13 protein-coding genes and 2 tRNA genes are annotated in these 12,463 nt (G+C 57.1%); 6 read left to right on the top strand and 9 right to left on the bottom strand.

All coding sequences use genetic code 11. The annotated features are described in order from the left end of the window. The first annotated feature begins 44 nt into the window (after window positions 1-44). The 4 genes from ACR9ZN_RS29285 (at window position 45) to ACR9ZN_RS29270 (ending at window position 4,847) form a co-directional block, all read left to right on the top strand. Window positions 45-1,874 (top strand): hypothetical protein, encoded by a 1,830-nt coding sequence (locus tag ACR9ZN_RS29285; RefSeq protein ID WP_481273844.1) that lies wholly within the window; start codon window positions 45-47, stop codon window positions 1,872-1,874. A 221-nt stretch (window positions 1,875-2,095) separates the two neighbouring features. Next, window positions 2,096-2,560 carry a Panacea domain-containing protein gene (locus ACR9ZN_RS29280; protein WP_481273843.1) on the top strand — a complete coding sequence of 155 codons (465 nt, stop codon included), beginning with the start codon at window positions 2,096-2,098 and terminating at the stop codon, window positions 2,558-2,560. After that, entirely contained in the window at window positions 2,557-2,976 is a 420-nt protein-coding gene (locus ACR9ZN_RS29275) for a hypothetical protein (RefSeq protein WP_481273842.1), read from the top strand. The genes ACR9ZN_RS29280 and ACR9ZN_RS29275 overlap by 4 nt, the downstream gene beginning before the upstream one ends. A 164-nt stretch (window positions 2,977-3,140) precedes the next feature. Continuing rightward, the gene (locus tag ACR9ZN_RS29270; protein WP_481273841.1) at window positions 3,141-4,847 is read left to right on the top strand and encodes a DNA methyltransferase; all 1,707 of its coding nucleotides are present in this window, start codon (window positions 3,141-3,143) and stop codon (window positions 4,845-4,847) included. A gap of 53 nt (window positions 4,848-4,900) precedes the next feature. Here ACR9ZN_RS29270 and ACR9ZN_RS29265 read toward each other — a convergent pair whose 3' ends face one another. The 6 genes from ACR9ZN_RS29265 to ACR9ZN_RS29240 all read right to left on the bottom strand — a co-directional run bounded on the left by ACR9ZN_RS29265 (window position 4,901) and on the right by ACR9ZN_RS29240 (window position 10,242). Further along, a complete protein-coding gene (locus ACR9ZN_RS29265; protein ID WP_481273840.1) occupies window positions 4,901-5,464 on the bottom strand; it encodes a hypothetical protein in 564 nt (187 codons plus the stop codon). A gap of 417 nt (window positions 5,465-5,881) precedes the next feature. Beyond that, a complete protein-coding gene (locus tag ACR9ZN_RS29260) occupies window positions 5,882-6,142 on the bottom strand; it encodes a hypothetical protein (protein ID WP_481273839.1) in 261 nt (86 codons plus the stop codon). Window positions 6,143-6,374: 232 nt separating this feature from the next. Continuing rightward, complete coding sequence (locus ACR9ZN_RS29255) at window positions 6,375-6,605, bottom strand: hypothetical protein (protein ID WP_481273838.1); 231 nt, start codon at window positions 6,603-6,605, stop codon at window positions 6,375-6,377. A 646-nt stretch (window positions 6,606-7,251) separates the two neighbouring features. Next, entirely contained in the window at window positions 7,252-9,318 is a 2,067-nt protein-coding gene (locus tag ACR9ZN_RS29250) for a hypothetical protein (RefSeq protein ID WP_481273837.1), read from the bottom strand. 396 nt (window positions 9,319-9,714) lie between these two features. Next, a complete protein-coding gene (locus tag ACR9ZN_RS29245) occupies window positions 9,715-9,885 on the bottom strand; it encodes a hypothetical protein (RefSeq protein ID WP_481273836.1) in 171 nt (56 codons plus the stop codon). A gap of 150 nt (window positions 9,886-10,035) precedes the next feature. Next, window positions 10,036-10,242, bottom strand: coding sequence for a helix-turn-helix domain-containing protein (locus tag ACR9ZN_RS29240; RefSeq protein ID WP_481274404.1), 207 nt, complete (start codon window positions 10,240-10,242; stop codon window positions 10,036-10,038). A gap of 125 nt (window positions 10,243-10,367) precedes the next feature. Between ACR9ZN_RS29240 and ACR9ZN_RS29235 the strand changes: the two genes are divergently transcribed. Continuing rightward, entirely contained in the window at window positions 10,368-10,526 is a 159-nt protein-coding gene (locus ACR9ZN_RS29235; RefSeq protein ID WP_481273835.1) for a hypothetical protein, read from the top strand. An 8-nt stretch (window positions 10,527-10,534) separates the two neighbouring features. Beyond that, a tRNA-Arg gene (locus ACR9ZN_RS29230) sits at window positions 10,535-10,612 on the top strand. Between the two features lie 217 nt (window positions 10,613-10,829). Here ACR9ZN_RS29230 and ACR9ZN_RS29225 read toward each other — a convergent pair. From ACR9ZN_RS29225 to ACR9ZN_RS29215, 3 genes are all read right to left on the bottom strand, one after another. Beyond that, window positions 10,830-10,906, bottom strand: a tRNA-Met gene (locus tag ACR9ZN_RS29225). 137 nt (window positions 10,907-11,043) lie between these two features. After that, window positions 11,044-11,832, bottom strand: coding sequence for an inositol monophosphatase family protein (locus tag ACR9ZN_RS29220; protein WP_434959589.1), 789 nt, complete (start codon window positions 11,830-11,832; stop codon window positions 11,044-11,046). Window positions 11,833-11,970: 138 nt separating this feature from the next. After that, window positions 11,971-12,417: a pyridoxamine 5'-phosphate oxidase family protein gene (locus ACR9ZN_RS29215; protein WP_481273834.1), complete on the bottom strand. Its 447-nt coding sequence runs from the start codon at window positions 12,415-12,417 to the stop codon at window positions 11,971-11,973. Window positions 12,418-12,463: the final 46 nt, after the last annotated feature.

The raw sequence follows: 12,463 nt of genomic DNA, 5'->3' as shown, positions 1-12,463 counted from the left end.
CCAACACAGCCCCGCTTCGGCGGGGCTTTTTCATAGGAGCGCCCATGACCGGCGTTGTAACGAATTTCGTCCCCAATACACTAGCAAGCGCCACGCAGGTGAATGCTGCTTTCTTGCAGTGTTTCCCTGCTTCGGCTGTGTCTGGATTCAGCGAAAGCGTGCTGTCGAAGACCACGGGCACAACGTGGCGTGCTGCTGCGGGCGCCATAGGTGCACCGGTTGCAGCCAATGACAATGAAGTGGCTGTATTCGACGGCTCTGGCGCACTGCTGAAAAGCAGCGGCACGCTTTGGAGCAGTGTTGCGCGGATTAATGCGAACCAGTCGTGGACAGGAAACCAGAATTTCACCGGCGCGGTTGTTACGGTTGCTGATCAGCCCAGTTTTAGTTATGACGCGTCTGCTGCAAACACCAAGTTTGTAGGAGACTTTTTTCAGTCGATATTTCCGAGTGTCATCGCGCCGGTTGCCTCGCCCGCCTTCACTGGCAACCCCACGGCCCCGACGCCTGCCACAAACGACAACGACACCAGCCTTGCCACCACCGCCTTCGCCAAGTCGGTCATCGGCAACTACGCTGGCTTTCTTTTTGTCGGCACCAACACCACTCTCACGGCGGCCGACCACGGCAAAGCTATTCAGGCGGCTGGGCTAACACCGTTTAATATCACGTTGCCTCTCGGTGGCGGGTGGGGCGCGAGCGTTGCGGGGCCAGCTATCCACGTGTTCAATCACGGCACGGCGGCGTGCTCGATTGTCAGGCAGGGCACGGACTTCCTCTATTGCCCTCCTGCTGGTCTCAGCGGCACTGGCAATACGTCATTAACTCTGGCCCCTGGCGAGAATGTTACCCTGCTGAATCGGGGCGGCACAGAGTGGGATGTAGTTGGTGGAACGTGGTTGACCAATCATACCGCGAACATTCCAAACACCTCCGTTACTGGCCTCGGCACGGCCTCCACGAAGAACGTTGGCACCGCCGCCAACAACGTGGTGCAGCTCAACGGCTCGGCGCAGCTCCCGGCTTTGGATGGGAGTCAGCTGACGAATGTGAATGCCAACAGCGTTCCGGTTCGTCAAACAGTTCTCATCGGCCCTGCAACCAACGGCTTGCCGAACTTTCTGCCAACCTCGTCGGGCAGTCTAAGCCTGACCAGCCAGAACATTTCGACTGGTACTGCGGCACTTGTTGTCACGGCTGCGGGCGGTTTTGGACTGGCGGGACAGATTAATGTCATCGGTCAGGCCACCAGCAATCTGACTTGGAGCGGCCTCGCGCCGTCATCGACCGTTTTTCTCGGCGTGACGATCAGTGCGGGTGCACTGTCTCCATTTTCTACGAACCTCGCTCCGATCTACCAGTACGGCGGCACGATCTCGACGACAAACGGGCAGTATACCTTCGATATCGTTGGGATGCAGATGTATCTCGGCAATGGTTCGGTCGCGAACCCCGTCAATGCCGTCTTTGTTGGCGAGGCTGTGACTACCGGCAGTGCAGTAACCAGCACGGTGGCCTATGCCTACCGACGTGCCTATCGCTACGTTGACACGGGGTCTTTCCCGAGTGCCGGCACAGCAGTTTCAAAGGCACACAACATTGGCACGTCCGTCGGTCTCATCGGCACTCTCAGCCTCGTCTGTGCGGTCGCCGAGGGTGGATACAATGTGGGCGATGTCGTCAAAAACATCGGCATGTCGTCGGCAGGCCCTTGGTATTCTCCGCTCAGCCTGGGCATCGACAACTACAACGCCAAATTTGCCTCGGGCACAAACGTGCCGTTCCTCATCGCAAACGCGTCGAATGGTACTGTTCTGACAGCTCCCACGCTGTCGAGGTGGCGCTATGCCATTCAGGTTACGAGCGCCTGGTGATGTAGATCTGACCTAAAAGCGAAGGCCCGGCAGCTCCACGAAGCCGGGCCTTCTCCCCCTGATACGCAACGCGGGGCAGGGCAATGGATAGCGTGGAAGGATGGCGGTAAGGGTTAGCTGATTGAGAGGGGGTATTAAAAAATTGTCACGGCATAGAAATACGGTAATGTCAACATTATCTCGTATCTGAAGCGCGTTCGATTCGTAGAAAGGAGGATCCGATGCACGACAGCAAGATTGTCGCCAACCGTTTCCTCGCTTTAGCGGGGGAACAGGGCGACGCCATCACGCCCATGCAGTTGTTGAAACTTGTTTATATAGCGCACGGTTGGATGTTGGGCTTGTACGGCCGTCCTTTGATAAAGGACGATATTCAAGCATGGCAATATGGCCCGGTTATCCCAAGGTTATATAACGCTATCCGTCAATTCAGAAGTCAGCCTGTCGTTGGTCCACTCTCGGCGCCTGCTGAAGAATTGGACAAACAAGAAAGTAGCATCGTCGATCAAGTCTACAAAATTTACGGCTCCCTATCCGGGCCGGAGCTGTCTCGAATGACTCATGCTGAGAATACTCCCTGGCAATTGACATATCGCCCGAATGAGTTCGGGTTGGTCATCTCCAATGACGTCATCGAAGACCATTACCGTAGAAAGGCTGCTGAGACTGGCAGCACGCCCGATTGACAGACAATGCCGACGACTCTCAACACAAAGAGGCCGGGGACGAGTTAAAGCGCGTCCCCGGCCTCTCGCGAGGAGATCTCTTTCCCGCAGCTATCGTTCCAGCAAGTGATACTGGTCTAAAGGAAGCGAAGCTTCTCGGTAAGAATTTTACCCAAGAAGAGATAGCTGCGATATCTGCCAATAACGAACATGACCGCACCGAAAGATTTCGCGACCATTTCGAACGCATAGCAATTTGCGGCTTATGGATTTTGGCCGTCGTTTTTCTTGTATTTGCCGGTGTGTGGTTTTGGCACTCCGTTACCCCAGACAGTTGGCATTGGCTAACCACGGATGTGGTCGCTCGCATCCAAAACCTGCTTACTGGGGGGATCTTTGCAACCATGGCCGGCGGTTATCTTAAAAAACGCATGTAGAACCGTGATAGTCCATAGTCGCCGCCGGGCCTGACCTTCTTCCGTCCTGAGCCCCGTTTTTTGGATTAGAAATACCTGTTTACTCTGCATTCATTACGCTTCATCACGCCCCATTAAGATTCAATCCAGCACTCTTCTTGGGTTGTGCTCGACGGGAGCGTTCGATGAATCAGCTTTGGTTTGGTGACAACCTCACCATTCTGCGAGAAGAAATAAAGACCGAGAGCGTTGATCTGGTCTACCTAGATCCGCCATTTAACAGCAATGCAAACTATAACGTCCTGTTCAAAACGCCAGCAGATGAAGCGGCCGGGGCGCAGGTAGAAGCGTTCCGAGATACATGGACTTGGGGAAGCGAAGCGCAATGGGCACTTGATGAGATAATGCGCTCTGGCGGCTCCGTAGCGACAATCATTCACGCCCTGCACTCCGCACTAGGCGAGAGCGACATGATGGCCTATCTAGTCATGATGGCGCAGCGGCTGAACGAACTTCGACGTGTCCTGAAGTCAACCGGCTCTTTGTATCTGCATTGTGATCCGACAGCCAGCCATTACCTTAAAATCATCATGGATACTGTTTTCGGCCCAACACGTTTTCTCAACGAGGTTGTGTGGAAGAGGACCAGTGCGCACAGCAGTGCGCGTCGATACGGGCCGATCCATGACGTCATCTTGTTCTATGCCAAATCTCCAGATTTCCAGTGGAATCATCAATATCTGCCGTATGATCAGGAGTACTTGGACCGTTTCTTTGATCAGACCGATGACAGAGGCCGGAAATGGAAGCGATCGGACCTCACAGGTGCCGGAACTAGGAATGGAGAAACCGGAAATCCTTGGCGCGGCCTCGATGTGACAGCAAAAGGAAGGCACTGGGCCTATCCCCCCGCTAAACTTGAGGAATTAGACGCGGCAGGCCGGGTTCACTGGCCAAAAAAAGAGGGCGGGATGCCGCGCTTGAAGCAGTATCCCGAGGATCTGCCGGGCGTTCCTCTACAAGACATATGGTCTGATATCCGCCCCCTCCACAACCTGATGGCCGAACGACTTGGATATCCGACCCAGAAGCCACGAGCGCTGTTGGATCGGATCATCAAATCTTCGTCTAATCCAGGTGAGATCGTGCTCGACCCCTTTTGTGGGTGCGGCACCACCGTTGCATCTGCCCAAGTAAATGGTCGCCAATGGATCGGCATCGACATTGCGTTCCACGCGATCAAGGTTATCGAAGGACGCATCCGGCAGCAAAGCCCTGATGTTGAGTATCAAGTTGGGGGTATCCCCGAAGACTTCGAAAGCGCGCAACGTCTTGCCAAAGACGACAAATTTCAATTTCAGTGGTGGGCTAACTATCTCGTCGGCGTTCAAGCGCTGAAAGAAATTAAGAAGGGACCGGATCGCGGCATTGACGGCCAGATGTACTTCATGAATGGCCCTCGCGGCTGGGGCAAGATCTTGACCTCGGTAAAGGGCGGTCAGAATGTTGGCGCCAAGGATGTCCGCGAGTTCAAAGCCGTGATTGGCCGTGATCAGGCTGAAATGGGACTATTTATCTGTCTGTATCCACCTACGCGCGAAATGGCGTCAGAGGCTGCCTCCTTTGGCTTCGTGGACACAGCTCATGGCCACCTGCCAAGGCTTCAGATCGTCTCGATTGCCGAGTGGTTCAAAGGTAAGCGTCCCTTGTTACCTTCACTAGGACATGTCTCCCGTGAGTTCTTCGAGCCGGAAAAGAGCACTAAGGCCAAGAAGGTCAAGCGCCCCAATCCTAACGCCCCCGAATTTACATTCAGTTTTCCGGGGCAGAAGCAGGAGGGTGCCGTGCTATATCTGAACCCTGCCGCGCAAGCAGAGGAGAAGTCTGCGTAACTATCCCAGCCCGGAGCGAGCGCACCACCATAGCCGTCGTTCCTCGCGCACCGTTAAGGTTTCGCCCGATAACTCTCCATAATCCGCCTGGCCTGTAGCATACGAGAAGGCGCATCTTGATCGCGCGCCAGGCCGCTGTAGTAGATGTCGGCGAGCCGGAGTGCGGCGTCGGCCTCCTCGGCGCTCAAGCACAGCCGCTCGGCCATTTCGCCGATATCCCGATACCAGCCCAGCGCGATCCCCTCTGAGTAGCGTTTTGCACGCTGGCAGACGCGTCGGAAGGCGACACGAGCTGAGGCCAGCGCTAGGCCAAAAGGACGGCCCACCTCTTGGAAACTCGTCCCTGCCAGGTGAGAACGGAATATCTCGGCATTCCTCTCCCGCATCAGTTTGACGATCGGCCGCTGCTTCCAGATCGCTCTCAGGCCCTCCTTCGCGGATAGCAGGGCCTCTGGCACGCTACTGGCGCCATAGAGCTGCACGCCGCCGCGCGGATCCTCTCGGATATCGACGGCATCCCATTCGATTCCTAGGTCGGCCACGACGCCCCGGGCGGGCGTGTACCGCCAATCCTTGGCGTCAGCTATGACAAGGATATCTTCCTTTTGTTTTTCCATAGGCGCCGCTCTTCCAAGTCCGGGAAGACGGAAGATTAGCTTGGGCGCATCACGGTTGAATTACGCTGGACCTACCACGAGACAATGAGCGTCGCCAATCACAGCGACATTCGTCCCCGTCCACGAAAAAACCAGCCCGACCGAGGAACGGATAAGCCGGGCTGGATAGGGACATGTACAATCAGGGGTAGCCGACGCGACTGGCGTTACCGGTGCTGGAGGATCGAACGGTGCCATATCTTTCGATCTGTGCGCCAGCCGCGTCAACGGTCGCGGTTTCTAACGCGCCAATCGGATAACATTAAGAAAATTCATTGAAATTTTTGTGGCGAGCCGCCCCAGCGCAAACGGGCTTTGCCCAGAGGGACGATCAAAGGGCGCAACTAGGAATTGTCAGTTCAAAATTTCACACGCAGGTCACGCCAAGACATGATACTTTTCTGCGCGGCGCAATGAGGCACCGCAGGCAACCACTTCGGCCCAGCGCTCCGACAACGCTGGGTTTTTCTTTTTCGCGAGCGCCGCCAATTTTTGCACATTTTGGTTGTGTACTACATGCAGGTTCTGTGTGACCTGACTTGCCCGCTTATGTGCCGCGTAGCGGGCGTTTCTTTTGGCAGTGCGTCGCCTCGTTTGGTGCGGAACCTTTCCCACTACCCAGCGTTGCAGCGATGCCATGAAGTTCTCTCTTGGCAAGGCTGGCGCTCAACCCGCCCGTTCCAGTGCCAGCCAGCGACCCGACCCGACAAAAACGGTCGGGTCGCTCCGTAGAAATAATTTCCAGTTTGGTAGTGCGGGACCATGATCCCCTCAAGGTCTCGCGGCGCCCCGGTCTTCTTTTCCCGCCAGAGCGAAGTCGGCCGGGGCGCATCCGTCGGGAGAGCCTATGCGTCATCTCTCCAGACCTGCTTCAGGATCTTTTCGGCGAGGGGTAGCCAAATAACCTGTTCGATTTTTCCGTTTTTACTGGCGGAACGTAACAGCCGGCCGGGTCGATATTTGTCGGAGCAACCTTTTCGGCCGTTTCCATAAGAGGCTCGCCGCCGATCTTTTGAATGGCGTGCCTGGTCCGCTTAAACGGCGCCAGCGTCAGGACGCGCCTATTCGGATCCATCGTGAGGTAGTTATAAACCACAACCATGACTTTGCCTCTCTACCGGCGGGAAAGAAAGGCGTTAGATTTTAGACCCGAGGCCACCCGCAGACCAGTGAAAAAACGTCACAGTTGGGCAGCGCCGACGCCGGGGCGGGAACAAATGACCGACGTTTAACGTAGCCGTTCACGATCTATCCAAACCAGCGCTAGGCTGTCGGACGCCTAGCTTTGTGGCGCGCCGACAGGGCAATTTAACCCGGGGACGCTACATCCTTCAAAAAAGTTGGGACCTTCGGGAACGAGTCGGGAGAATCTCAGTTTGAGGCGCGCGGAGGTTCCAACGACCTTCGTTCGGCCGGTGTCAACTGGCCGCGACCCGACCGCGATGTGGCGCCAGAGGCATTCGGTCGGGTCGTCCGGATTCCGAAACTCCTCGTCCCCCCTTGGGGTTTCGGCTGTGCGAAGTTGGCGGACCCTGCGCCCCTGACACCAGCTTCGCCGAGCGGCTCGACCTCGCTCCTGATCGTCCCCTCGGCGCCTGGTCGAGCCGCTACTTTTCCGTGCAGATCCCTTGCCCAAGTCAAAGCAAGGCAGAGCGGCTTTCGTAGACTTTCCCGGGTAGCCCATCCGTGGCGGTGCCGCTTGTGGACCACAACTTAGACTGGTTTATTCAATATTGGCCGGGGGGCTCCTATTCGTCATCCCTCCAAACCTGATTCAGGATCTTCGCCGCCAGCGCCGCCTTGTCCTGCGGCAGGAAGCGCCCGTAGTGCTGGGCGACCATATCGGGCGTGTCCTGAATGGCGTAGCTGGCCTGCTCGTAGGAGCCCGTCTGTTTCAAGATGTGGGTCGCCAGCACGTCCCGTACATTGTGCGGGCCGTGGGGCAGGAGCCCTTTGATTGCGCCGCGTCCGGTATATGGGTTGTAGACGCCATAGCGCTGGATCGTCAGGCGCCATGCCTCATAGAACGTATTTTCATCGTATGAGGCATCCCGGCTGTTGAGCTTCACCGTCTTCACGAAGAACGTGCCAGGGTCGGCTATACCGCCCAGCAAGATACGGCGATGGCGACTGATATAGGCCCCGATGTGGTCGTAGAGATCGACAACGTTCGGCAGCACTAGACGAAAGGGCTTGTTCCCAAAATACGAGGAATTGTAGTTCTTGAACGCAATGGCCGGAATTAACACTTCCCAGCCACCGTCGCGCTCGCTCCAGCGAAGTTCACCTCGCTTCATGTCTTCTAATTGCCGCTCTGTTCGCGGCAACTGGCCGCGAGGGCACAGCATCAATTGACGTAGGTTCTTCTGGCGTAAGCCGAGATGGAGGCCCAGCCGGAGCAGGAGGAATGACCGAACGGCCTCCGCCGCGTCGCGAGGATATCGCCGCTCATCGGGAATTCGCCGCAGGATCTCGTCAGTGATCTTGCGGTACTCCCCAACGGGGCTCGGTGCTTCCAGGATGGGCATGATCGGCTCGAACGGGTCTCGGTGAACTCGTGCGATCCTGCTAATCTCCCGCACGCGGACGGTTGCGTGTTTGCAGAATGCGTCACAAGCGCCATGCCAATCGGTTTTCGCTCGCTCGATTTCTTCAGAGCTAACTAATCCGGCAACCGGGTGCACGCGTTGCGCAAGCTGCCCGTGCTGTCTGAGCCACCCCGTTTCCTGCCGCGTCAGCGCCAGTGCAATGCGTAGCATGTCGACTTCCCATGAGGTGTAGAAGCCACGACGACTCTCTCGCCATTGCAGGTACCAATCCCAGACGCCAGGGAAGGCCAGTAGCGCCAAAGTCAGGTGCGAATGAGGAACGCCAAGCCCTTTAACTTCGCCATTGGGAGAAGCGGACAAAGCGCCCAGCATGAGACCAAGGTGCTCAAGCTTCTGGGATGCAGTCTCTTCACCCCATACGCCATTTCGCTGCAATCCGAGCGCTGTCAGTGTCGACGTCTTGAAACTGATCAGCGCCGCCATCTCCGTTCTTAAGCGTGGGGGAGCATCGACAACGCCGGAAAACAGTTCCGGGTCGACGTCGAGATGTTCGGAAGATGAATCCTCTGTATCAAACTTGTCCCAGCCTAGCCTGCTGGAACGCCCGTAGATGATTCCAGGGAATCGGATCGCGTAACGCTGCTTCATCGCAGCGGCTTGGAACCGTCGATAGTCGGTGGCCGCGCTAATGATTACGCGCCTAACCCACTCGACAATCTCCTCCTGTTTGTCGATCGGCAAGTGGTTGAATTCTGGAGGTAGGTGCCATGCCATACGGCGACGCTCTGAAGGAGATACGTCGTCGAGACAAAAGCCAGTTGACGCGCGGGACTGATGGGGAAGTTTGCTGGTGAAATATCCTTCTGGCAGCCGATAGCGCCGCCCGATGCGTGCCAAAATCTCCATACTTTCTACACTGCGGGGAACCTTAGTCCCCTTGATCCAGCTAAAGATGGTTTTTCGATCTGTCTTGTCATCGGGGTCCACAACGGCGCGATGGAGATGCCATGCTGTATCGTCATGGCGCCGCATCTGTAGGGCCAAAGCCTCGGAAAATGTCGAGGGGTCCTCTTGGACGTCGAAAAGTGCCTTCGGAAATTCCACCACGGGCTTTGGCGGGACACCGGTCTTTTTCCGCGCAGCCTGTTCGCTTAGCGGCTGGGAATAGGTGACTAGCTTCGTCGTCGCTGCGGCGTGGCTAGAACGGAGTTTGGTCCGATCGGGGGGGCGCAAGGTGCGGTCGCGCCCCAAAGTCTCATAGGTCATAATGTCTTTCTTGCTCAAGCTAACATATTCGCCCTCCCACTACATCAAAGGAATAAAAGGCGAATCACAGCAGTAATCGACCCTGATACAAGAAAGAACTCAAGAAAAATATGCATATCTTGATAATCGCGCGCACCAACGATGCGATTTTCGCACAAAAAATGTGATTTTCGCGCAACACATTTCGTATTGAACCGTGAATACAATTCGTGTTGTCTAAATTTTGAAAACTGAATTATGCGTTTCTTTTTATTTGAAGGCATAATTCAATTTAGTATTGCGTCCGAGCGCAGTGAATGGCCCCGCAGATGCGACCGACGGGACCAGCGCAGCGGGTTGAATCAGCCGGAGAGCAAGAAAAGAAAACGGCCAGCCGTTACACTGGCCGTCGCGTTCTTATTTTAAGTTCAGGCGCTCGCTCGCCCCATCGAGCAGGCGGACCTGATCGTGCAATTCGGCAAGGCGCTCCCGCCTACCCGCTTTCTTGGCCCGGTCAACTGCCCGAATCTCAAGGAAGGCCGCACGAAGGGCGCGTTCAATCTGCTTACGAACGATATTGGTGGACATAGGTATTCTCCAACGCAAAGCACCGTGTACCCGGTGCGGGCTGTCTCATTGCGTTGACGCGCTTGCCGGCGGTTCCAGACAGAGAACCAAGTCAGTGGCTGCTGAGGGCGCGTACCTCACCACGAGAAATGCTCGCGAGCTTGGACTTTGTCAAGCGGTCTTCCTCAGCCGCACGCCCGGCCCTTCGCCGTTCTCGTCGACGAAGATGACGCCCGCCATTTCGAGGGCGGTGCGGATGGCGGAGATGGTGCGGGGCTGGAGTTGTTCCCCCCGTTCGAGGCGGACAATTGTGTTCGTCGATACGTTTGCAGCAGTCGCAAGGTCCGTGGTGCTCAATCTGAGCGCGGCGCGAGCCATACGGCACTGAGCATCATTGAGCAAAATCGCCTCCAAATAGCGAACGCGCCTTTACAAGGCGATTAGATGATGATATCGCCTTGTTATAGCGAAATCGCCAACAAGCCGCAACACGAGGCGCTCCAATGCCCCAGAACAAGGTTAACGAACCCGCGCCTCCCACATGGGATGAACTCGCCAAGATGTTTTCATACATCGCGATCATGTGGGACAGCCACCCCGATCCGGCCAAGCTGTTCGCCCACCTAGCATCGGCCTGCCAGGAGATCGCAGCCGGCAAGTGACCTGTTATGGCCCGCTAGCAAAACTGGAGAATGCGCCGGAAGTTCTACTCCGGGAGGTGCACGTTCGAATCGTGCGCGGGCTGCCACTCTCACCGCCGCTAAAAAAATTACGGGCAACCGAAAAAATCTTCGATTTCGACACGCGGATTTTCGGAGATTCGTGTTGCATCGTGTTGCATGGACTCTTTTGCAACACTCGAAAACAGACGGAATATGCGGAAATGTTGCAACGTTTTTGGGGTTTTGCAACATATCGTTTTCGACTGAATTTTTCCTAAGTCGTTGTTTTTGCTTAAGAAAAAATGGTAGCGGGAGAGGGACTTGAACCCCCGACACGCGGATTATGATTCCGCTGCTCTAACCAGCTGAGCTACCCCGCCACGGGGCCCGGCACTGCCGGGACGGGCGGCTTATGCAAGGCTGGGCCGAAACTGTCAAGCGGGCGGGAGAGGAAATCTTCTCCCCTCCCCGTTTTTGCTGGCGTCTCGCCCCAGCGGCCGCGATGTCAGGCCCAATATCAGGCCTTGGTAAGCAGACCGAGCAGGCCCTTGTGGATGGCTTCGTTGCCGGCCACGATGTCGCCGGTGTCCAGCATGGTGTCCCCGCCCCGGATGTCGGAGATGAAGCCGCCGGCTTCGCGTACCAGCACGATGCCGGCCGCCAGGTCCCAGGAGGAGAGCCAGCGCGCGGCCAGGCCGTCGAGCCGGCCGGAAGCGACATAGGCCAGGTCCAGGGCGGCGGCGCCGAAATTGCGCACGCCGGCAACCTTGCCCATCACGGTGCCGAGATCGGCGAGATTGGTCTGGTGCTGGCCGCGGCCGAGGCGCGCCAGGCTCATGCCCACGATCGAATCCTCCATCAGGCGGCGGCCGGAGACACGGATGCGGCGTTCGTTGTGGAAGGCGCCCTTGCCGCGCTCGGCCACGAACAGGTCCTCGGTGGCGGGATTATAGACGACGCCGGCTACCAGCAGGCCCTCGCGCTCCAAGGCCACGGAAACGGCGAAGAAGGGCACGCCGTGCAGGAAATTGGTGGTGCCGTCGAGCGGATCGATATGCCAACGATGGGTCTTGTCCGCGCCTTCGACGACGCCGGCTTCCTCCATCACGAAGCCATAGCCCGGACGGGCCCGCTCCAGTTCCTGATGCAGCGTGCGCTCGGCCTTCTTGTCGGCGACGGACACGAAATCGCCCGGCCCCTTGGTCGAGACCTGCAGGTTCTCCAGCTCGCCGAAATCGCGCTTGAGACCCTTGCCGGCCTTGAGCACGGCAGCAACCATCACATTCATCAAAGGTGAACGCAGCATCATGAAACTTTCAAATAACAGCCGCCCCGGAGCACGGGGCACGGGAATGGGAAGCGGCCTGTCTAATGGAAAATGCCGCCGATATGAACGGGAAAATGCGACCGGCGTGAAAATTCGAATCGCAGCGGCCCTTAAGGTTCACAGGCCCTGATAATAGGCCTTCCAATGGCTGCGCAGCGCCTCTTCCTCGGCGCCGATGTCATAAGCGGGCGATGAAATCGGCTTCACCGTCTCGACGCGAACACGCACGAAATGGCGTATGCGGTCGGCAAGGGCGCCCCAGCGGTCGAAATGCGGACGCAAAGCCGCGAAAGCCTCGCTCTCCTTGGCGATGATCTCGCAACGGCCGCGGATGCGCACGCCCTTGCGGGCCAGCACATCGACGAAATTGATCTCCACCACCGGGCGCTCGCGTATGTTGCGCAAGGTTCCCGGGGAGCGCGCCTCCCCGAAAACGATATGGTGGTCGTCCAAGGCCAGCATCATGCCCTTGGGCGACAGATTGGGCGTCCCGTCAGGATTGACGCTCGCCACATAGCCGAGCGAATGGCGCTCGATCACCGCCCTCGCCGCCGCATCCAGCACCGCCAACCTCCCCTATCGATCCTTCGTACCAACCTGAAGAAAAAGA

This window comes from Labrys sp. HAY1-8F, from assembly GCF_056754975.1.
Note: the sequence above shows the minus strand (reverse complement) of the source record. Positions and strands in the feature narration are given on the sequence as shown.

Excerpts from the sequence above, each read along its gene's own strand:
- ACR9ZN_RS29285 (WP_481273844.1), top strand. The coding sequence starts at position 45 with ATGACCGGCGTTGTAACGAATTTCGTCCCCAATACACTAGCAAGCGCC.
- ACR9ZN_RS29280 (WP_481273843.1), top strand. The coding sequence starts at position 2,096 with ATGCACGACAGCAAGATTGTCGCCAACCGTTTCCTCGCTTTAGCGGGG.
- ACR9ZN_RS29270 (WP_481273841.1), top strand. The coding sequence starts at position 3,141 with ATGAATCAGCTTTGGTTTGGTGACAACCTCACCATTCTGCGAGAAGAA.
- ACR9ZN_RS29265 (WP_481273840.1), bottom strand. The coding sequence starts at position 5,464 with ATGGAAAAACAAAAGGAAGATATCCTTGTCATAGCTGACGCCAAGGAT.
- ACR9ZN_RS29260 (WP_481273839.1), bottom strand. The coding sequence starts at position 6,142 with ATGGCATCGCTGCAACGCTGGGTAGTGGGAAAGGTTCCGCACCAAACG.
- ACR9ZN_RS29255 (WP_481273838.1), bottom strand. The coding sequence starts at position 6,605 with ATGGTTGTGGTTTATAACTACCTCACGATGGATCCGAATAGGCGCGTC.
- ACR9ZN_RS29250 (WP_481273837.1), bottom strand. The coding sequence starts at position 9,318 with ATGACCTATGAGACTTTGGGGCGCGACCGCACCTTGCGCCCCCCCGAT.
- ACR9ZN_RS29245 (WP_481273836.1), bottom strand. The coding sequence starts at position 9,885 with ATGTCCACCAATATCGTTCGTAAGCAGATTGAACGCGCCCTTCGTGCG.
- ACR9ZN_RS29240 (WP_481274404.1), bottom strand. The coding sequence starts at position 10,242 with ATGGCTCGCGCCGCGCTCAGATTGAGCACCACGGACCTTGCGACTGCT.
- ACR9ZN_RS29235 (WP_481273835.1), top strand. The coding sequence starts at position 10,368 with ATGCCCCAGAACAAGGTTAACGAACCCGCGCCTCCCACATGGGATGAA.
- ACR9ZN_RS29220 (WP_434959589.1), bottom strand. The coding sequence starts at position 11,832 with ATGCTGCGTTCACCTTTGATGAATGTGATGGTTGCTGCCGTGCTCAAG.